Annotated in this window: 15 protein-coding genes and 1 tRNA gene; 15 read left to right on the forward strand and 1 reads right to left on the reverse strand. The window is 67.3% G+C overall.

All coding sequences use genetic code 11. From position 1 onward, the window contains the following. The 12 genes from OEB96_RS00820 to OEB96_RS00875 form a co-directional block, all read left to right on the forward strand. Positions 1–91: EF-Tu C-terminal domain-related protein (locus tag OEB96_RS00820; RefSeq protein WP_323137312.1), on the forward strand; the 91-nt coding region annotated here is incomplete at its 5' end. Positions 92–371: 280 nt separating this feature from the next. Beyond that, entirely contained in the window at positions 372–533 is a 162-nt protein-coding gene (gene rpmG / locus OEB96_RS00825; protein WP_266213466.1) for a 50S ribosomal protein L33, read from the forward strand. Positions 534–560: 27 nt separating this feature from the next. Next, positions 561–633 (forward strand) — tRNA-Trp (locus tag OEB96_RS00830). Positions 634–760: 127 nt separating this feature from the next. After that, positions 761–1,195: a preprotein translocase subunit SecE gene (gene secE, locus OEB96_RS00835; protein ID WP_266213467.1), complete on the forward strand. Its 435-nt coding sequence runs from the start codon at positions 761–763 to the stop codon at positions 1,193–1,195. A gap of 59 nt (positions 1,196–1,254) precedes the next feature. Beyond that, the gene (gene nusG / locus OEB96_RS00840; RefSeq protein WP_323137311.1) at positions 1,255–1,875 is read left to right on the forward strand and encodes a transcription termination/antitermination protein NusG; all 621 of its coding nucleotides are present in this window, start codon (positions 1,255–1,257) and stop codon (positions 1,873–1,875) included. 109 nt (positions 1,876–1,984) lie between these two features. Then, entirely contained in the window at positions 1,985–2,410 is a 426-nt protein-coding gene (gene rplK / locus OEB96_RS00845) for a 50S ribosomal protein L11 (RefSeq protein WP_266213468.1), read from the forward strand. A 280-nt stretch (positions 2,411–2,690) separates the two neighbouring features. Beyond that, complete coding sequence (gene rplA / locus OEB96_RS00850) at positions 2,691–3,389, forward strand: 50S ribosomal protein L1 (protein ID WP_266213469.1); 699 nt, start codon at positions 2,691–2,693, stop codon at positions 3,387–3,389. A 369-nt stretch (positions 3,390–3,758) separates the two neighbouring features. Next, the gene (rplJ, locus tag OEB96_RS00855; RefSeq protein ID WP_266213470.1) at positions 3,759–4,283 is read left to right on the forward strand and encodes a 50S ribosomal protein L10; all 525 of its coding nucleotides are present in this window, start codon (positions 3,759–3,761) and stop codon (positions 4,281–4,283) included. Positions 4,284–4,347: 64 nt separating this feature from the next. After that, positions 4,348–4,734 carry a 50S ribosomal protein L7/L12 gene (rplL, locus tag OEB96_RS00860; RefSeq protein ID WP_266213471.1) on the forward strand — a complete coding sequence of 129 codons (387 nt, stop codon included), beginning with the start codon at positions 4,348–4,350 and terminating at the stop codon, positions 4,732–4,734. A 243-nt stretch (positions 4,735–4,977) separates the two neighbouring features. Further along, complete coding sequence (rpoB, locus tag OEB96_RS00865) at positions 4,978–9,177, forward strand: DNA-directed RNA polymerase subunit beta (protein WP_266213472.1); 4,200 nt, start codon at positions 4,978–4,980, stop codon at positions 9,175–9,177. Positions 9,178–9,279: 102 nt separating this feature from the next. Next, the gene (gene rpoC / locus OEB96_RS00870; RefSeq protein WP_266213473.1) at positions 9,280–13,461 is read left to right on the forward strand and encodes a DNA-directed RNA polymerase subunit beta'; all 4,182 of its coding nucleotides are present in this window, start codon (positions 9,280–9,282) and stop codon (positions 13,459–13,461) included. Between the two features lie 456 nt (positions 13,462–13,917). Then, positions 13,918–15,693 carry an ATP-binding protein gene (locus OEB96_RS00875; protein WP_266213474.1) on the forward strand — a complete coding sequence of 592 codons (1,776 nt, stop codon included), beginning with the start codon at positions 13,918–13,920 and terminating at the stop codon, positions 15,691–15,693. A 9-nt stretch (positions 15,694–15,702) separates the two neighbouring features. On the opposite strand, the gene OEB96_RS00880 is transcribed toward OEB96_RS00875, so the two are convergent. Next, positions 15,703–16,122 (reverse strand): hypothetical protein, encoded by a 420-nt coding sequence (locus OEB96_RS00880; RefSeq protein WP_266213475.1) that lies wholly within the window; start codon positions 16,120–16,122, stop codon positions 15,703–15,705. A 489-nt stretch (positions 16,123–16,611) separates the two neighbouring features. Here OEB96_RS00880 and rpsL point away from each other — a divergent pair, with 489 nt between their 5' ends. The 3 genes from rpsL to fusA all read left to right on the forward strand — a co-directional run bounded on the left by rpsL (position 16,612) and on the right by fusA (position 19,975). Continuing rightward, positions 16,612–16,983: a 30S ribosomal protein S12 gene (gene rpsL / locus OEB96_RS00885; RefSeq protein ID WP_266213476.1), complete on the forward strand. Its 372-nt coding sequence runs from the start codon at positions 16,612–16,614 to the stop codon at positions 16,981–16,983. A gap of 26 nt (positions 16,984–17,009) precedes the next feature. Then, positions 17,010–17,498 carry a 30S ribosomal protein S7 gene (rpsG, locus tag OEB96_RS00890; protein ID WP_266213477.1) on the forward strand — a complete coding sequence of 163 codons (489 nt, stop codon included), beginning with the start codon at positions 17,010–17,012 and terminating at the stop codon, positions 17,496–17,498. A gap of 254 nt (positions 17,499–17,752) precedes the next feature. Then, entirely contained in the window at positions 17,753–19,975 is a 2,223-nt protein-coding gene (gene fusA / locus OEB96_RS00895; RefSeq protein ID WP_266213478.1) for an elongation factor G, read from the forward strand. The last annotated feature ends 172 nt before the right edge of the window (positions 19,976–20,147 follow it).

Raw genomic sequence — 20,147 nt, forward strand, 5'->3', positions numbered from 1 at the left:
GACGATCGCGTGCGAGGACGGGCTGAAGTTCGCGATCCGCGAGGGCGGTCGCACCGTCGGCGCCGGCGTGGTCACCAAGATCATTGAATAGCCCCCCGCAGCCGGCTCGGGCTGACGTTAAGCGCTTCGCGCAGCTTCCCCCCGCAAGCGGGGGGATTGATCGAGGTCTCCCGCAAGCGGGGGCCTCATCGAGGCCTCCCGAGCGGGAGGCGAAAGAGGACTGTCTTTGCGTGCCTTGCGCTGGTCGGGCTGGAAGTCCGAGTCCGCGCGAGGCACGTCACATCAATGCCCCGGACCCGCTCCGGGACCTCCCTTGCAACCCGGAACGGCTCTTGCTATAGGCAACGGCCCTTCGCGCCGGCAGGTCTCCCATGGCTCAAGGACACCGCATCATCATCACCCTGGAATGCCAGGAGTGCAAACGCCGCAACTACTCGACCATGAAGAACCGGCGCAACACTCCCGAGAAGCTCAACCTCAAGAAGTATTGCCGCTTCTGCCGCAAGCAGACCGAGCACAAGGAGACCAAATAGCTCCGCAGGCGCTTGGCGCCTCTTCCTAGGGCGTTAGCTCAGTTGGTAGAGCAGCGGACTCCAAATCCGCAGGCCGGGGGTTCGAGCCCCTCACGCCCTGCCGATCGCCCCGGGTGCTCTCCCGGGCTCCACCTCGCAAGCCGCCGAGAGGGCGGTCCTCCCGATTTTCTGGAGGGCGTCGCCCCCGCCGTCAGAATCGGCGCAATCATCATCCATCATTTCGAACCATGGCGAGCTCTCGAAAGCGACAGGCGCAGGCCAAGGGCCTTCGGCGGGACTTCGATCCCAGCCGCTTCGCGCACCTCATCTTCGTGCTCGGCGGGTTCATGGCGGCATGGGTGCTGTCCAACGCGATCCTCGACGTCTGGGATCTCGTGTGGGCCCAGTGGCCGCAATCGGTCTCTCGCCCAGCCGACCTCTACGCCAACCTGGCCGGCATCGGGATCGCCGTTCTCGGCACCCTCTACGCCTGGCGCCGCGAGGATTGGTTTCGGTTCTGCACCGAGGTCGTCATCGAAATCTCGCAGGTCACCTGGCCCACCCGCGCCGAGACGCGGGCGGCGACCGTGGTCGTGGTCGTCATGACCCTCATCAGCTCGGGGATCCTGTTCGGCATGGACCGGCTGTGGTCGGCCATCACCAACGTCCTCTATGGCATCTAGGTGGCGGGTCGGGGCATAGGGGCATCTGGCGCGCACTTCACGAGGCTAGTCGCATGGGCATGAGATCGGAGACTGAGGGCAACGCGCAACAGGAGCGAGCCATGCCGAGCGACGAAGCAGAGCAGGGCGCCGAGCGCCCCAAGGAGTGGTTCGTGGTCCACACGTTCTCGGGCTACGAGAACTCGGTCAAGCGAGCCCTCGAGGAGCGCATCAAGGGCAAGCCCTGGGAGGATCAGTTCGGCGAGATCCTCGTGCCGTCGGAGCAGGTCACCGAGCGCCGCGGCAAGCGCAACATCAAGACCAGCCGCAAGTTCTTCCCCGGCTACATCTTCGTGAACATGGAGCTCACGAAGGAGTCGTGGCACGTGGTCAAGAACACCCCGAAGGTCACGGGGTTCCTTGGCGATCCCAATCCCAAGCCGGTGCGCCAGTCGGAGATGAGCCGAATGCTGGGCCACACCACCGGCCAGCACGAGGTGAGCCCCGAGGCGCCTCCCGCACCCGACGTGCACTACAACGTCGGCGATCAGGTGCGGGTCAAGAGCGGGGCGTTTGCCAACTTCACCGGCGAGGTCGAAGAGGTCAACAACGACAAGCAGAAGATCTGGCTCTCGGTCTCGATCTTCGGGCGTCCCACTCGCGTCGAGGTCGACTTCAGCGAGGTCGAGCTCGCGGGCTGACCGACCGTTCATGTCCCCCCGCAGCCAGCCGTAGGCACGCCGGCAACCCGGTGCCCCCGAGGGGGCCTCGCGATTCGGGCTCCCATCCAAGTCTCCCAAGGTTTTCGTCATGGCAAAGAAGGTCACCGGCTTCATCAAGTTGCAGTGCAAGGGCGGCGAAGCCACCCCCGCACCGCCCATCGGTCCTGCGCTCGGCAGCAAGGGCGTCAACATCATGGACTTCTGCAAGCAGTTCAACGCGCGCACGCAGAAGGACAAGGGCAAGGTCCTGCCCGTGGAGATCACGGTGTTCAGCGACCGCTCGTTCAACTTCGTGGTCAAGACCCCGCCGGCCGCCTACATGCTCATGCAGGCCGCGGGCATCGACAAGGGCTCCGGAGAGCCCAACAAGGTCAAGAAGGGCAAGGTCACCTCGGCCCAGATCCGCGAGATCGCGGAGACCAAGCTCAAGGACATGAACGCCTTCGACATCGATCAGGCCATGCGCTCGATCGCGGGCACCGCCCGCTCGATGGGCCTCGATGTCGTGGACTAGCATGGTCGTCGTAGCCCCCCGCGGCCAGCGGTAGGCAAGCAGCCACCCAGCTTGCCCCCCAGAGGGGCGTAGTTTCGGCCCTTCGGGGCATCGCCTACGGGCGAGTAGTTGGCCCCTCGGGGCATCGGTTCTTCGGCCCTTCGGGGCATCGCCTACGGGCGAGCAGTTGGCCCCTCGGGGCATCGCCCTTCGGGGCATCGGACGACGACACGACACATCGCCATCTTCGACCCGGGGGAGGGGCTCGCGCCCCGCTCGGACCCCGGAGGAGAGCACGGACATGGGAAAGAAATTCGAAGCAGCCAAGCAGAAGGTCGATCGCGCCAAGCGCTACTCCCTCGAGGAGGGATGTGAGGTGGTCACCGCGGCCACGTTCGCCAAGTTCGACGAGACCATCGAGGTCGCCGCGCGCCTGGGTGTCAACCCGAGGCACGCCGACCAGATGATCCGCTCGTCCTGCGCGTTGCCCCACGGCACCGGCAAGTCGGTGCGGATCGTGGTGTTCGCCAAGGGCGACCGCGCCGCCGAGGCTCGCGATGCCGGGGCCGACGAGGTCGGCGCCGATGACCTGGTGGCCAAGATCCAGGAGGGCTGGCTCGAGTTCGACGCGGCCATCGCCACCCCCGACATGATGGGTCTGGTCGGGCGCCTCGGCCGCGTGCTCGGCCCGCGCAACCTCATGCCCAACCCCAAGGTCGGCACCGTGACCATGGACGTGGCCAAGGCCGTGCGCGAGCTCAAGGCCGGCCGCATCGACTTCCGGACGGAGAAGACGGGCATCGTGCACGCGCCCATCGGCAAGGTCTCGTTCGGTCCCGACAAGATCCGCGAGAACCTGGTGGCGCTGCTCGAGACCCTGCAGCGCCTCAAGCCCTCCACCGCCAAGGGCAAGTACTTCAAGAGCGTGACCCTGGCGTCGACCATGGGCCCGGGCGTGCGCCTGGACACCAACGAGGTCGCGGCCCGCGTGGAGGCCTGAGCCGGCCCATCCCGGGGCCGGCTCCTCGGCATCTCGCTCGAATCCCTTCCGCACGCTTCTCAGGAGGTTGGACCCACCGCCATACTCCCGTCCCCGCGCTTCCCGCTCGGCCCTCGAGCCGAGTCCGTGTTCTGCTCGGCCTTCGCCGAGCACCACTCCAAGACAGCAGGTCGCTCGCGGCTGCGAGCGATAATCACCCCGGGCTCGGGGTGGCCCGCCCAGAGTGGAAGGCGTCGATGAGTCGGTTTCCAGTCGGAATCCTCTCGGACAAAGGCCCTTCCGCCGTCTCCCAACCCTCCAGCCCACTCGCGGCCATGGGGGCCTAAACCATCACCTCCCCTCCCAGGGGATTCCCAGAGGTTCCATCCGATGGACACCGCAACCAAACACGAGCTGTCTGCCAAGCTACGCGAAGAGATCGAGGGTATCAGCGCCCTCGTGCTGGTGAAGTTCGCCGGACTCACGGTGGCCGCAGCCAACGATCTGCGCACCAAGTTCCGGGAGGCCGGGTGCACGTACCGGGTCTTCAAGAACTCGACCATTCGCTTCGCGACCCAGGGCACCAAGCACGAGCCCATCAAGGATCTGCTCAAGGGCGTCTCGGGCCTCGCCTACAACGCCGACGACCCCGGTGCGCCGGCCCGCGTGGCCCGCGACTTCGCCAAGGACAACGAGCAGTTCCAGGTCAAGGGCGGCATCGCCGACGGCACCGTGCTCGATGCCAACGGGGTCGACGTCCTGGCCAACATGCCGGGCCCGCGCGAGCTCAAGGCGCAGTTCCTTGCGCTGCTCAACACGCCCGCGACGCAGATGGTCCGCGTGCTCAACGCTCCGGCGCAGAGCTTCCTCTATCTCCTCAACGCCCTACACGACAAGAAGCAGGACGCGGCCTAGGCGCAATTTCGCCGGCCGACGGTCCAAACCCTCACCTTCCACCCACAGAACAGAGTTTCAAGCCATGTCCAACGTCACCAAAGAGCAGGTCATCGACTACCTCAGCAACCTCCCCGTGATGGAGATCGCCGCCCTCGTCAAGGAGCTCGAGGACAAGTGGGGCGTCTCCGCCGCCGCGCCCGTCGCGGTTGCCGCAGGCCCCGCGGCCGCCGGCCCTGCCGCCGAGGTCGAGGAGAAGACCGAGTTCGACGTCCACCTCAAGAGCTTCGGCGACAAGAAGATCAACGTGATCAAGGCGATCCGCGAGGTCATCCCGGGCCTCGGCCTCAAGGAGGCCAAGACCCTCGTGGAGAGCGCACCGGCCAACGTCAAGGAGGGCATCTCCAAGGACGAGGCCGAGGAAATCGCCAAGAAGCTCAAGGAAGCCGGCGCCGAGGTCGAGGTCAAGTAGCCTCACCTGCCCCCATCGGAGGTCCGGCGGCGCCCGTGCATCGGGGGCCGCCGGCCTTCGGCCGTTCTGCCCACGAGCAATTTGGCCTGCGACCCTTGCGGAGATTGGCCTCCCGGGCCAACTTCCCGCCCCGCACGCCCAAGTCCGCACGCCCCACCCGTCCCGAGCTCGCGCTCGCGGCCGGCCCGGGGCCACCCGCCGACACCACCCGGCGGTCCTTCCCCCCGCGCGACAGGAAGCCCGATGCCACCGGTCATTCAGAACAACTTCAGGGTCCGCAAGAACTTCGGGAAGCTCAAGAAGATCGTCGAGGTCCCGAACCTGATCGACATCCAGAAGCGGTCCTACGACAAGTTCCTCCAGCGCGAGACGCCGCTCGACGAGCGCGAGGACATCGGGCTGCAGGCGGTGTTCAAGAGCGTGTTCCCGATCAAGGACTTCGGCGAGACCAGCTCGCTCGAGTTCGTGAGCTACTCGCTCGACCGTCCCAAGTACGACGAGGACGAGTGCCGCGCCCGCGGAATGACGTTCGCAGCCCCGATCAAGGTGGTGGTGCGCCTGGTCGTGTTCGATGTGGACGACGAGACCGGGACCCAGTCGATCCGCGACGTCAAGGAGCAGGAGGTCTACTTCGGCGAGATCCCGCTCATGACCGAGCACGGTACGTTCATCATCAACGGTACCGAGCGCGTGGTCGTGTCGCAGCTGCATCGGTCGCCGGGTGTGTTCTTCGACCACGACCGCGGCAAGACGCACTCGTCGGGCAAGAAGCTGTTCTCCGCCCGCGTGATCCCGTATCGCGGCTCGTGGCTCGACTTCGAGTTCGACCACAAGGACCTCATCTACGTCCGCATCGATCGCCGCCGCAAGCTCTACGCCACGGTGCTCCTGCGCGCGCTGGCCAACACCACCCAGGAGCTGCTCGACTACTTCTACGAGAAGGAGACGATCACGATCGAGGACGGCGAGCCGGACGAGGACGGGGTGATCCAGCCCAAGCTGTTCCGCTCGGTCGACTACGATCTGCTGCCGCAGCAGCGCGCGCCGCACGACATCAAGGACCCCGAGACCGGCCAGGTGCTGGTTCGCAAGGGGCGCAAGATCTCGCGCGCGCACATCAAGAAGATGAAGAACGCGGGCATCGACCGCCTGCCGATGGAGCTCGAGGAGCTCGTGGGCAAGTTCGCGGCCGAGGACATCATCGACGAGAACACCGGTGAGGTCCTGCTCAACTGCAACGAGGACCTGAACGAGGAGAGCGTGCAGCGCCTCATCGAGGCCGGCGTCAAGAAGTTCCGCGTCCTGTTCATCGACGACTTCAACGTGGGCCCGTTCCTGCGCGACACGCTGTTGCAGGACAAGCTGACCTCGCCCGACGAGGCCATCCTCGAGATCTACCGGCGCCTGCGCCCCGGCGATCCGCCCACGCTCGAGACGGCGCGCAACCTGTTCGACTCGCTGTTCTTCCGCGCCGACCGCTACGACCTGTCGACGGTGGGCCGCCTCAAGCTCAACCACAAGTTCGAGCTCGACGAGTCCCTCGACACCCAGATCCTGACCAAGCGCGACATCATGGAGACGGTCAAGTACTTGATCGAGCTCCGCAACGGTCGCGGTCAGATCGACGACATCGATCACCTCGGCAACCGTCGCGTGCGCGCGGTGGGCGAGCTGATGGAGAACCAGTACCGCATCGGTCTGGTTCGCATGGAGCGCGCCATCAAGGAACGCATGAGCATGTCCCAGGAGATGGACGCGCTCATGCCGGCCGACCTCATCAATGCCAAGCCGGTCTCGGCGGTGGTCAAGGAGTACTTCGCCAGCTCGCAGCTGTCGCAGTTCATGGACCAGACCAACCCGCTGTCGGAGGTGACCCACAAGCGGCGCCTGTCGGCGCTGGGTCCCGGCGGACTGACCCGCGAGCGGGCCGGGTTCGAGGTCCGCGACGTGCACTCCACCCACTACGGTCGCATCTGCCCGATCGAGACCCCAGAAGGTCCGAACATCGGGCTCATCGCGTCGCTGTCGACCTACGCGCGGATCAACGAGTTCGGGTTCATCGAGACCCCGTACCGCTCGGTGGACGGCGGCGTGGCCTCGGCCGACGTGGCCTACTACAGCGCCCTGCAGGAGATGGGGCACTACATCGCCCAGGCCAACGCCCGCTGCGACGACAACGGCAAGCTGCTCGCCGACCAGGTGCACTGCCGCTACAACGAGGACTTCGTGCTGGTGGCGCCGCAGGAGGTGACGCTGATGGACGTGTCGCCCAACCAGCTGGTGTCGGTGGCCGCCTCGCTGGTGCCGTTCCTCGAGCACGACGATGCCAACCGCGCGCTGATGGGCTCCAACATGCAGCGGCAGGCGGTGCCGTGCCTGCGTCCCGATGCGCCGCTGGTGGGCACGGGCATGGAGTCGCACGTGGCGCGCGACTCGGGCACCACCGTGGTGGCCGAGCGCGACGGCGTGGTCGAGCAGGTCGACGGCGGTCGCATCGTGGTCAAGCCGGTGGCCGGCCGCGACCAGAGCCGCTCGATCCTGGGCGCGAAGCCCGACATCTACAACCTGGTCAAGTTCCAGCGATCGAACCAAAACACGGCGCTGAACCAAAAGCCCATCGTGCGGGTGGGCGACCGGGTCAAGGCCGGCGACGTGATCGCCGACGGCTCGGCCACCGAGCGTGGCGAGCTGGCGCTGGGGCAGAACGTGCTCGTCGCGTTCATGCCGTGGCAGGGCTACAACTTCGAGGACTCGATCCTCGTCTCCGAGCGCCTGGTTCGCGAGGACACCTACACCTCGATCCACATCGAGGAGTTCGAGTGCGTCGCGCGTGACACCAAGCTGGGCAAGGAGGAGATCACCCGCGACATCCCCAACGTGGGAGAGGAGGCGCTGCGCAACCTCGACGAGGCGGGCATCGTGTGCGTGGGGGCCGAGGTCGGTCCCGGCGACATCCTGGTCGGCAAGATCACGCCCAAGGGCGAGACCCAGCTGTCGCCCGAGGAGAAGCTGCTGCGCGCCATCTTCGGCGAGAAGGCCGGCGACGTGCGCGACACCTCGCTGCGGCTGCCGCCGGGCGTGACCGGCATCGTGATCGACGCCCGGGTGTTCGCCCGCAAGGGGGTCGAGAAGGACAGCCGCGCCCAGCAGATCGAGGACGCGGAGCGCGAGAAGCTCAACACCGACTATCGCGACAACGTCAACATCGTCTCCGACGGCTACCACAACCGGATCAAGGAGATCCTGGTCGGCAAGTCCACGGCGGCCAAGCTCGTCGACGACGAGGGGAACGTGCTCTGCGAGGCCGGGGTCGCGCTCGACGGCGACACGCTGGCCGCGATCCCGCGCAAGCACTGGGGGCAGTTCTCGCTGACCACCGGGGAGGACACGGAGCTGGTGGAGGCGCTCGCGCGCCGGCTCGAGAAGGACATCGACGAGATCGAGACCATCTACCGCGAGAAGATCGCCAAGCTCACCAAGGGCGACGAGCTGCCGCCGGGCGTGATCAAGATGGTCAAGGTCTACGTGGCCATCAAGCGCAAGATGCAGGTCGGCGACAAGATGGCCGGCCGCCACGGCAACAAGGGCGTGATCTCGCGGATCCTCCCCATGGAGGACCTGCCGTACCTCGAGGACGGGACCCCCGTCGACATCGTGCTGAACCCGCTGGGCGTGCCCTCGCGCATGAACATCGGGCAGATCCTCGAGGTGCACCTGGGCTGGGCGGCCAAGGAGCTGGGCAACCAGATCGACCGCTACATGCAGACCAAGTACAGCTCCGACGTGCTGCGCTCGCAGCTGTCGAAGATCTACGACAACCCCGACGCCGATCGCTTCGTCAGCTCGCTGGCCGACGACGACGTGGTGCGCTTCGCCGACAAGCTGCGGCGGGGCGTGCACATGGCCACCCCGGTGTTCGACGGGGCGGTGGAGTCCGAGGTCAAGACTACGCTGTCCAAGGCGGGCCTTCCGCCCTCGGGCCAGGCGATCCTGTTCGACGGCCGAACCGGTGAGGCGTTCGAGGAGAACGTCACCGTCGGCATCATGTACATGCTCAAGCTGCACCACCTGGTCGACGACAAGATCCACGCGCGATCGATCGGACCCTACTCGCTGGTGACGCAGCAGCCGCTGGGCGGCAAGGCCCAGTTCGGCGGTCAGCGTCTGGGCGAGATGGAGGTGTGGGCGCTCGAGGCCTACGGTGCCGCCTACGCCCTGCAGGAGCTGCTCACCGTCAAGTCCGACGACGTGGTGGGCCGCATGCGGATGTACGAGTCGATCGTCAAGGGTCAGCCGACCATGCAGCCCGGGCTCCCCGAGAGCTTCAACGTGCTGCTCAAGGAGCTGCAGGCCCTGTGCCTCAACGTGGAGATGCTCGAGGTCGACATGGAGACCGGCCAGGTGCCCGGCCGCCCCAACGAAGCCATGCCCGCGGCCGAGTAGGGCCGTCCTTGCCCCCCTCGAGCGGGGGGCAATTGCAGACCGAACCGATTCCAGTGACTCGATGCCCCCAGGTGGGGGGCGCCCAAGAAGGAGGACCCAGCCATGCGTGACATCTTTTCGTTCTTCGAGAAGCCCAAGGAGGCGGCCACCTTCAACGCGCTGCGCATCAGCATCGCGTCGCCCAAGACCATCCGCGACTGGTCGTACGGTGAGGTCAAGAACCCCGAGACCATCAACTACCGCACGTTCAAGCCCGAGCGGGACGGCCTGTTCTGCGCCAAGATCTTCGGGCCCATCAAGGACTACGAGTGCTTGTGCGGCAAGTACAAGCGGATGAAGCACCGCGGCGTCGTGTGCGAGAAGTGCGGCGTCGAGGTCATCCACTCCAAGGTCCGGCGCGAGCGCGCGGGCCACATCGAGCTGGCCACCCCGGTCGCGCACATCTGGTTCCTCAAGAGCCTGCCCTCGCGCATCGGCAACGTGCTCGACATCCCGCTGTCGAAGCTCGAGAAGGTGCTCTACTGCGAGAGCTACATCGTCATCGACCCCAAGGACTCGGGGCTCGAGGAGCGCGAGTTGCTGTCGGAGGACCGCTACGAGCAATTGCTCGACGAGCTGGGCATGGACGCCTTCACGGCGGGCATGGGAGCCGAGGCGATCAAGGAGCTGCTCGGCCGCATCGACCCGGTGGTCGAGGCCCGAGCGCTGCGCACCGAGATCGCCACCGCCACCAGCGAGGCCAAGCGCAAGAAGGCCGCCAAGCGCCTGCGCGTGATCGAGGCGTTCCGCAACAGCGGCAACAAGCCCGACTGGATGATGCTCGACGTGATCCCGGTGCTCCCGCCGGATCTGCGCCCCCTGGTCCCGCTCGACGGCGGTCGCTTCGCGTCCTCGGATCTCAACGACCTCTATCGGCGCGTCATCAACCGCAACAACCGCCTCAAGCGCCTGCAGGAGCTGGCCGCGCCCGAGATCATCATCCGCAACGAGAAGCGGATGCTGCAGGAGGCGGTCGATGCCCTGTTCGACAACGGTCGTCGTGGCAAGACCATCACCGGCCCCAACAAGCGCCCGCTCAAGTCGCTGTCGGACATGCTCCGCGGCAAGTCGGGCCGCTTTCGCCAGAACCTCCTGGGCAAGCGTGTCGACTACTCGGGCCGCTCGGTGATCGTGGTCGGCCCCGAGCTCAAGCTCCATCAGGTGGGCCTGCCCAAGAAGATGGCGCTCGAGCTGTTCAAGCCGTTCATCTACAACAAGCTCGAGACCCGCGGGCTGGTCACCACCATCAAGAGCGCCAAGCGGATGGTGGAGCGCGAGGCCGAGGAGGTCTGGGACATCCTCGACGAGGTCATCAAGGAGCACCCGGTGCTGCTGAACCGCGCCCCCACGCTCCACCGCCTGGGCATCCAGGCGTTCGAGCCGGTGCTCATCGAGGGCAAGGCCATCCAGCTCCACCCGCTGGTCTGCACCGCCTACAACGCCGACTTCGACGGCGACCAGATGGCCGTGCACGTTCCGCTGTGCATCGAGGCGCAGATGGAGTCGCGGGTGCTGATGATGTCGACCAACAACATCCTGTCGCCCGCGCACGGCAAGCCCATCATCGTGCCCACCCAGGACATCGTGCTGGGCCTCTACTACATGACGCGCGAGCGCCCGTTCGCGTCCGGCGAGGCCAACGATCCCACCCGTGACAACTACGTGGTCGGCCACTACGGCTCGCCCAACGAGGTGCGGATGGCGTTCGACCACGGCGCGGTGCACCTGCAGGCCAAGATCAAGTGCCGGGTCGACTCCGAGGACATGGTCGAGACGACCTGCGGCCGGGTGCTGCTCTACGAGGGGGGCATCCCCAAGCAGATCCCGTTCAAGCTGGTCAACCGCCCGCTCGGCAAGAAGGAGCTCAACGAGCTCATCGACGTCTGCTACCGCATGTGCGGCCAGAAGGCCACGGTGCTGATGGCCGACTACCTGCGCAGCACGGGCTACACCGAGGCCACCAAGGCCGGGATCTCGATCTGCGTCGACGACATGTACATCCCCGAGGAGAAGGAGACGCTCCTCGGCGACGCGTTCGAGGAGGTCAAGCGGATCTCGGGGCAGTACGCCGACGGTCTCATCACCTCGGGCGAGCGCTACAACAAGGTGATCGACATCTGGGCGAACGTGAGCGAGCAGATCGCCAACGCCATGATGCAGCGGATCTCCACCGACGAGATGACCTCGGCGGACGGCAGCGAGACCCGCAAGTCGCCTTCGTTCAACTCGATCTTCATCATGGCCGACTCGGGCGCCCGCGGCTCGCGTCAGCAGATGCGGCAGCTGGCCGGCATGCGCGGTCTGATGGCCAAGCCCTCGGGCGAGATCATCGAGACCCCGATCACCACCAACTTCCGCGAGGGCCTCACCGTCCAGCAGTACTTCATTTCCACCCACGGTGCGCGCAAGGGCCTGGCCGACACGGCGCTCAAGACCGCCAACTCCGGGTACCTCACCCGGCGCCTGGTCGACGTAGCGCAGGAGGCCGTCATCACCGAGTTCGACTGCGGCACGATCCAGGGGCTGGAGCAGGAGGCGCTGGTGGAGGCGGGTGAGATCATCGAGCGGCTGGGCGATCGCGTCCTGGGTCGCACCGCGCTCGAGCCGGTCTACCGGCCGGGCACGGACGAGATCATCTGCGCCGAGGGCGACATGTTCGACGAGGCGCGGGTCAAGTCGCTCGAGGAGGCGGGCATCCAGAAGGTCAAGATCCGCTCGGTGCTCACCTGCGAGGCGCTGCGGGGCATCTGCGCCCGCTGCTACGGCCGCGACCTGGCGCGCGGCAACCTGGTCGACGTGGGCGAGGCGGTGGGCATCATCGCGGCGCAGTCGATCGGCGAGCCGGGCACCCAGCTGACGATGCGGACGTTCCACATCGGCGGCGTGGCCTCGGGCATGCAGAGCGAGCAGACCACCCTCGAGGCCCGCTTCGGCGGCAAGGTGACCTTCGAGGAGCTGTCGGCGGTGGAGCGCGACGATCACCAGGTGGTGATGAACCGCTACTCGCGGGTCATCCTGCTCGACGAGAAGGACCGCCCGCGCGAGCAGTACGACCTCAACTACGGCGCCAAGCTGACCGTCCGCGAGGGCGAGCAGGTCGGCCCGGGGACGCTGCTGTCCGAGTGGGACCCGTTCTCGATCCCGATCCTCAGCGAGGTGAAGGGTACCGTCGAGTTCGCCGACATCATCGAGGGCGTGACCATGACCGTCCGCGTGGACGAGGTCACCGGTCACTCGAGCATGGTGATCCAGGAGAGCCGCGATCCCGACTCGCGTCCTCGCATGGTGATCCGCGACGAGGCCGGCAACGTGGCGACCTTCGGCAAGCACGAGGCGCGCTACTACCTGCCGGTGGGGGCCTCCTTCACCATCCAGGAGGGCACGGAGATCAAGGCCGGCGAGGTGCTCGCTCGCATCCCGCGCGAGAGCACCAAGACCAAGGACATCACCGGTGGTCTACCCCGCGTGGTGGAGCTGTTCGAGGCGCGCACGCCCAAGGAGCACGCCATCATCGCCGAGACCGACGGCGTGGTCTCGTTCGGCAAGGACAAGGGCGGCAAGCGCCGCATCCTCGTCACGCCCGACGACGGCGAGCCGCGCGAGTACCTGGTGCCCAAGGCGCGTCACGTGCAGATCCGCGAGGGCGACCGCGTGCGCGCGGGCGAGAAGCTGATGGGTGGTCCTGCCAACCCCCACGACATCCTGGCCGTGCTCGGCGAGAAGGCGCTCGCGCGCTACCTGCTCGACGAGATCCAGGAGGTCTACCGGCTTCAGGGCGTCAAGATCAACGACAAGCACATCGAGACGATCATTCGCCAGATGATGCGTCGGGTGAAGGTCACCGATCCGGGCGACACCAACTTCCTGGCCGAGGACCACGTGGAGCGGCAGATCTTCCAGCAGGAGAACCTGCGGGTGGCGTCGCTGGGTGGTACTCCGGCCACGGGCCAGGCGCTGCTGCTCGGCATCACGAAGGCGTCGCTCTCCACCGAGAGCTTCATCTCGGCGTCGTCGTTCCAGGAGACCACCAAGGTGCTCACCGAGGCGGCTCTCCAGGGCAAGGTCGACTACCTGCGCGGCCTCAAGGAGAACGTGATCATGGGCCGGCTCATCCCGGCCGGCACGGGCCTCGGGGTGTACGAGCGCTTGCACGTGCAGAGCGACGACCTCACGCCCGAGGAGCTCGCGGCCGAGCCGATCGCTCGACGCCAGAGCGAGCGCGACCTGATGAACATTCCTGATTAGGAGGCCACTTTGCCCCCCGCGACCGTCACGGGCTAGCGGGAGGCGCTTCGCGCAGCTTCCCCCCGCAAGCGGGGGGATCATTCGAGCCCTCGCCATCGCCTCGGTGATGCGGGGGCTGGGTGATCGAGGCTCGCGATTGCCTCGGGTGATGCGGGGCTGGCTGCTCGAGGCTCGCCATCGCCTCGGGTGATGCGGGGCTGGTTGATCGACCTCGCCATCGCCTCGGGTGATGCGGGAGTTAGTTGCTCGGGCTCGCCATCGCCTCGGGTGATGCGGGGGCTGGCTGCTCGGTGCTCGCGTTGGTTGGCCCAAAATGGGCCAGAACGTTGGTCTGGGGGGCTGGTGGAGGGGGAGGGAGCTGGGGTTGGAGGCGTGGAGGATGGGGTACGATCGTGGGCACATGCGGGGGCAGGTCTCGAGCGCCGCGTGCACGAGCCTGGTCCGTCGGTCTCTCCCATGAGCGACGACGAGCACGACAGCGTCGAGCGCAAGTACACAGCGCTGCTCACCCGCTTCTCGGCGGTGCAGCAGCAGCTCGTGAACACCCGGGCCCGACTCGATCGCGAGCTCGCCCGCTTTGCCGACATCCACGCGTACAACACCCGCGCCATCGCGGCGCGCACTCCCTCGCAGTTCGCCCAGGTCACGGCGGAGGCGGTGGTGGAGCTCTTCGAGCTGGAGGTGGGCATCCTGTGGCTCACCGACGCTCACGGCGAGCCAGACGATCGGCCCGCGTGCGTCGCGGGCATGGAGCTGGAGATGGGTCGCACCCAGGTGCGGCGCTGGCTGCAGCAGCTCGAGCGGCAGGGCTTGCCCGCGATGCTGCTGTCGGAGTCGGCGTTGGCGGGTACGAACCTGCGTCAGCTCGTCGTCGGCTGCTGCTCGAGTCCCACGGGGATGCCGCGTGGGCTCCTCCTCGGCGGAGTCACCAAGGACGGCGATCTCTACGAGGCGATGACCAGCGACCAGCTCGAGCCCTTCACGGTGCTCGTGCAGCAGGTGGGCGCGCTGCTCCAAAACCGCATGGACCAGGCCAAGCTTCGCGAGGCCGAGCTGATCGAGCGCCGTGCTCGTGAGCAGGCCGAGTCCGCCAACCAGGCCAAGAGCGCGTTCCTGGCGACCATGAGCCACGAGATCCGCACGCCCATGAATGGGGTGCTGGGGATGCTCCAGCTGCTCAAGGACGCCCGGCTCGATCAGGACGACGCGCGCTATGTCGACGTGGCCCACCGGTCGGCGGTCTCGCTGCTCGGGCTCATCGACGACGTCCTCGACCTGTCGAAGATCGAGGCGGGCAAGCTGATCCTCGAGGACGTGCCGTTCGAGCCCGATCGGATCCTCGCCGAGGTGATCGAGCTCTACGCCGAGGAAGCCAGGAGCAAGGGCATCGAGCTGTCGCTCCACGTCCCGCCGGGTCCGTCGCCGGTGGTGTGGGGCGATGCCGGGCGCCTGCGGCAGGTGGTCACCAACGTGCTCGGCAACGCCGTGCGCTTCACCGCCGAGGGCTCGGTGGACGTGCGCGCGGAGTGGCACGTGCTCGGCGAAGAGGAGACCCGCTTCGAGGTGAGCGTGCGGGACACCGGCGTGGGCATGTCCGCCGAACTGCAGGCGCGCTTGTTCACCCCCTTCACCCAGGCCGATGCCTCCATCGCGCGGCGCTTTGGCGGCACGGGGCTCGGGCTTGCCATCTGTCAGCGCCTGCTCGAGACGATGGGAGGATCGATCTCGGTACGGAGCGAGGTGGGGAAGGGGTCCACGTTCCGCTTCCGCGTGCCCTATACCCTCGCGCGCTCCGAGCCCACCGAGGCACCCACGCCCGCACCGGCGCCCGCGTGGGTGGGGCCCGAGCACCGCGTCCTCCTGGTCGAGGACAACAAGATCAATCAGATGGTGGTGCAGGCGATGCTCGGTCGCTATGGGCTGACGGTGGAGGTGGCCGAGGATGGGCAGCAGGCGATCGATCAGCTCGAGCAGTCGAGCTTCGATCTGGTGGTGATGGACGTGCACATGCCCGTGATGGACGGGCTGGAGGCCACTCGCCGGCTGCGCTCGCTGGAGAAGGCGCAGGGGCGCCGGCACACGCCGGTGGTCGCGGTGACGGCCAACGCCCTGCCCGAGGATCGCCAGGCCTGTCACGCGTCGGGCATGGACGACTTCATCGCCAAGCCGTTTCGCCGCGAGCGGCTCGAGGAGGTGCTCTCGCGCTGGCTCGGGTCCGAGCCGGCCGGTTGAGGGATCGAGCTACGACTCGAGGCTCCGCTCGATGCACGCGAGGTAGCCTCGCTCGACGCGGTCCACCTCGCTTACCAGCGCATCGAGCTGCCGCTGCAGCAGCACGATGCGCGCGTCGAGGCGCTCGGCCTCCCGCTGCGCCTTGGCTCGACGCTCGACCAACGACGCGAGCTCGGAGTCGCTGGCACCGCCCCGGGTCCGCTCGGCGATGATCGCCGCGAGCCGGCTGGCCTCGATGCGAAGCGCCTGGCGGTCACCGTCGATCACGACCACGGCCTGCTCCATCTCGTCGCGCGCCTGCTCGGTGGCCGCGAGCTCGACCAGCCGAGCATCGCAGCCCGAGCTCGACCCAGCCGCTGCGCTCGCGCTGCCTGCCAACAGGCCCATGCATAGACTCAGGACGACGAGGGAGATCTTGGTGGGGGACATGCGCCTTCCTTCATCAAGGTCCGTGCCAACCCCACCCATCGGCTCGACCCCAGCGCTTTCAAGGGCTCGGGCCATGCGCCCAAGACGTGCCCCTGGCTACAGGATTTGCCGATCTGGCTGCTCTGGTCGCCGGTTCTCCCAGCTGGCCGAGTGTTCATGCACCCGCGGATGGAACGTCGGTTGGAGGCTTGGATCGGCTCGGATCCCCGGTTTCACCAAGAGCGGGCGGTCGTGAGCGTACGCTCGAAGGTCATCCTTGATCGAAACCACCCCCTGCCTATACTCGGCGACCCCTGTACCCCGATGGGTTCAGGGGCCCGGGGCCGTCGTGCCCTGGGGCCGCCCGTTCGCGGTCTTGATCGCCGGGCGAAAACCGGGTACACGCCTCCGTCCTCGCGGGGGTACCGGTTGGGCGACTTGCCAGCCATGGACCACGGGCCCGCGCCCGGTCCAGACGCCCCCCGCCACGAAGGTTCTCCGAGGAAGTCGATGCCGACGATTCAGCAGTTGGTCCGCAAGGGACGCACTCTCCAGCTCTCCAAGAAGACGGCGCCGGCCCTCAAGGAGTGCCCGCAGAAGCGGGGTGTCTGCGTGCGCGTGTACACGAGCACGCCCAAGAAGCCCAACTCGGCGCTTCGCAAGGTGGCCCGCGTTCGCCTCAGCAACGGGATCGAGGTCACCTCCTACATCCCGGGCGAGGGGCACAACCTCCAGGAGCACTCCATGGTGCTCATCCGTGGCGGTCGCGTGAAGGATCTTCCCGGCGTTCGCTATCACGTGGTGCGCGGCACCCTCGACACCACCGGCGTGCAGGGCCGTCGCCAGCGCCGCTCCAAGTACGGCACCAAGCGACCGAAGTAGGACGCACCGCCGCAGAAGGACCGCTCATGTCCCGCAAGAAGGTCACCCGCAAGCCCCGCCCGGTGCTCGACATCCGGTACACGGACCACCCCGCCGACATCAACCGGCAGGTGGCCGGCTTCGTCAACGGCATCATGCTCGATGGCAAGAAGTCGGTTGCCGAGAAGATCGTGTTCGGCGCGTTCGAGATCATCTCCGAGCGCACCAAGGACGACCCGGTCAAGACCTTCGAGAAGGCCGTGGCCAACACCCGGCCCCGGCTCGAGGTCCGCGCCCGTCGCGTGGGCGGCTCCAACTACCAGGTTCCGGTCGAGGTGCGCCCCGAGCGTAGCCAGGCCCTGGCCTACCGCTGGCTCATCAAGGCGGCGCGGGCCCGCCCCGAGAAGACCATGCGCGAGCGTCTCGCCAACGAGATGCTCGATGCGGCGCAGAACCGCGGCACCGCGGTGAAGAAGCGCGAAGACAGCCACAAGATGGCCGAGGCCAACAAGGCCTTTGCCCACTACCGGTGGTAGCCACCGCCATCTGGAGCGCTTCCGAGGCAAGACCCGATCCACAGAGCTTCGTGCGGCAGCACCTGCACCCCAACCGGTGCTCGTGACGTCCGCTCCCCGGCACCCCGTCCTCGCCTCGGTGGCGAGATGGGGCACGCCAACCAGGGCCCTTCGCGTGCCACACCCACCCCAGATGGGGATGGATGGCAGCGAATGCGGCCCCTTGCCCGTTTCAGCGCTCTTGCTTCGCTCCGTCCCGGTTCCCCCTTTCCGTCATGGCCACCCTCGAAGACATCGTGCGTACCCGAGACATCGGGATCATGGCGCACATCGATGCGGGCAAGACCACGACCACGGAGCGGATTCTCTTCTACACGGGCATCACGCATCGCATCGGCGAGGTCCATGATGGCGCCGCGGTGATGGACTACATGCCGCAGGAGCAGGAGCGCGGCATCACCATCACGGCGGCGGCCACCACCTGCTACTGGCGCGAGCACCGGATCAACATCATCGACACCCCCGGCCACGTGGACTTCACGGTCGAGGTGGAGCGCTCGCTGCGGGTGCTCGACGGCGCCATCGCGGTGTTCGATGCGGTCTCGGGGGTGGAGCCGCAGTCGGAGACGGTATGGCGCCAGGCCGACCGGTACCGGGTGCCGCGGGTGGCGTTCGTCAACAAGCTCGACCGGGTGGGCGCCACCCTCGAGCTGACGGTGAACATGCTGCGCGAGCGGCTGGGGGCCCACCCCATCGTGGTGCAGCTGCCGATCGGGCTCGAGGGCGCGTTCGAGGGGGTCATCGACCTGCTCGAGATGCAGGCGCTGCACTTCGATGGCGAGCACGGCGAGATCGTGCGGGCCGATCCCTTGACCCCCGATTCCGAGTACTTCGAGGCAGCCCGCGAGGCTCGGGTGGCCCTGGTGGAGGCCCTGGCCGAGGTCGATGCCGAGCTCGAGGAGCTCTACCTGTCCGATGAAGGGGCCAACGTCACGGCCCAGACCCTGCGCGAGGGGCTGCGTCGGGCCACCGTCTCCGGCCGCGGGGTGCCCGTGCTCTGCGGATCGTCGCTCAAGAACAAGGGCGTGCAGCCCTTGCTCGACGCGGTGGTCGACTACCTGCCGTCTCCGCGCGACTTGCCGCCGGTCGACGCCGAGGTGGTCGACGCGGGCGGCCCGACCGGCGAGACCACGGCGCGGCGTCCGATCCACGGCGATCCATTCCTGGCTCTGGCCTTCAAGGTGCTCTACGACCCCCACCGCGGGCCGCTGGTGTTCTTCCGGGTGTACTCGGGCAAGGCCAAGATCAAGGACGCGGTGTGGAACGTGACCCGCGCCCGCAAGGAGCGTCTGCAGAAGATCCTGCAGGTCCACGCCAACAAGACGCAGGAGATCGACACGGTGGGACCGGGCGACATCGCAGCCGCGGTGGGGCTCAAGTTCACGGCGACCGGCGACACCCTGGTGTTGGCCGACGATGCCCAGCGCGTGGTGCTGGCCGGCATGCAGATCCCCGAGCCGGTGATCTTTCGCTCCATCGAGCCCAAGACCGCCAGCGACCAGAAGGGCCTCGACGAGGCGCTCGAGCGCTTCCAGCGCGAGGACCCCAGCTTCAAGGTGCGCCAGGACGCCGACTCGGGTCAGACCCTGGTCTGCGGTCAGGGCGAGCTCCACCTCGAGGTCATCATCGATCGACTGCTGCGCGAGCACCGGCTCGACGTGCACGTGGGTCGGCCGCAGGTGGCCTACCGCGAGACGATCTCGGTGCCCGTCGACCGTGAGCTCGAGTACGTGCGTGAGATCGGCGGCAAGCGGCAGTACGCCAAGCTCACCCTGCGCTTCGAGCCCGTGGGCCGCGGCGAGGGCAACGCCTTCGTGGATGCCCTGCCGCCCTCGACGGCTCCATCCGGGGCGCGGTCGTCTGCGCTGCGTGGGGGCCCGGATGGCAAGCCGGGGCTCGACCGGGTGTTCCTCACGGCCATTCGCGAGAGCGTGAGCGATGGAATGACGCGAGGCCCGCTGCTGGGCTTCCCGGTGGAGGACGTCCGAGTGACCTTGGTCCATGCGGTCGCACACGACCAGGAGAGCAGCGAGGCCAGCTTCCGTGCCGCGGCTTCGATGGCGACCATGGAGGGCCTCGAGGCAGCCCGCCCGGTGCTGCTCGAGCCGATCATGGCCATCGACGTGGTGGTCCCGCAGGACTTCACCGGCAGCGTGGTCTCCGACCTGAACGGACGACGGGGTCGTGTGATGGGCATGGAGGCCGCGCCAGGGTCCCGTCCCGATTCCCATGCCGGTTCCCATCCTGGCTCCCATCCCGGTCAGGGGGGCAACCAGATCGTCAAGGCTGAAGTCCCCTTGGCAGCGATGGTTGGATATGCTACCGAGCTGCGCTCTGCGACCCAGGGTCGTGCGGCCTACTCGATGCACTACAGCCACAACGCCGAGGTCTCGGCGGAGGTCCAGGCCAGCATCGTCCAAAGGCTCCGAGGTTACTGAAGGCCGGCGTCCGTCGCCCGCAACGAGTCGACCTCACCCCGAACCCACCCACGATTCCTCGAATCGCTCACCAGTCCCAAGCTCTCAGCCCATCAAGAGGTAAGGCGCCATGTCCAAGGAGAAGTTCGTTCGCGACAAGCCCCACGTGAACATCGGCACGATCGGCCACGTG

Origin of the sequence: Paraliomyxa miuraensis, assembly GCF_026337845.1 — a bacterium.
Classification (GTDB): Bacteria; Myxococcota_A; Polyangia; order Nannocystales; family Nannocystaceae; genus Paraliomyxa; species Paraliomyxa miuraensis.

Coding starts and splice junctions, on each gene's coding strand:
- rplA (WP_266213469.1), top strand. CDS start 2,691: ATGGGAAAGAAATTCGAAGCAGCCAAGCAGAAGGTCGATCGCGCCAAG.
- rpoB (WP_266213472.1), top strand. CDS start 4,978: ATGCCACCGGTCATTCAGAACAACTTCAGGGTCCGCAAGAACTTCGGG.
- fusA (WP_266213478.1), top strand. CDS start 17,753: ATGGCCACCCTCGAAGACATCGTGCGTACCCGAGACATCGGGATCATG.
- rplJ (WP_266213470.1), top strand. CDS start 3,759: ATGGACACCGCAACCAAACACGAGCTGTCTGCCAAGCTACGCGAAGAG.
- OEB96_RS00880 (WP_266213475.1), bottom strand. CDS start 16,122: ATGTCCCCCACCAAGATCTCCCTCGTCGTCCTGAGTCTATGCATGGGC.
- rpsG (WP_266213477.1), top strand. CDS start 17,010: ATGTCCCGCAAGAAGGTCACCCGCAAGCCCCGCCCGGTGCTCGACATC.
- rplL (WP_266213471.1), top strand. CDS start 4,348: ATGTCCAACGTCACCAAAGAGCAGGTCATCGACTACCTCAGCAACCTC.
- OEB96_RS00875 (WP_266213474.1), top strand. CDS start 13,918: ATGAGCGACGACGAGCACGACAGCGTCGAGCGCAAGTACACAGCGCTG.
- secE (WP_266213467.1), top strand. CDS start 761: ATGGCGAGCTCTCGAAAGCGACAGGCGCAGGCCAAGGGCCTTCGGCGG.
- nusG (WP_323137311.1), top strand. CDS start 1,255: ATGAGATCGGAGACTGAGGGCAACGCGCAACAGGAGCGAGCCATGCCG.
- rpmG (WP_266213466.1), top strand. CDS start 372: ATGGCTCAAGGACACCGCATCATCATCACCCTGGAATGCCAGGAGTGC.
- rpoC (WP_266213473.1), top strand. CDS start 9,280: ATGCGTGACATCTTTTCGTTCTTCGAGAAGCCCAAGGAGGCGGCCACC.
- rpsL (WP_266213476.1), top strand. CDS start 16,612: ATGCCGACGATTCAGCAGTTGGTCCGCAAGGGACGCACTCTCCAGCTC.
- rplK (WP_266213468.1), top strand. CDS start 1,985: ATGGCAAAGAAGGTCACCGGCTTCATCAAGTTGCAGTGCAAGGGCGGC.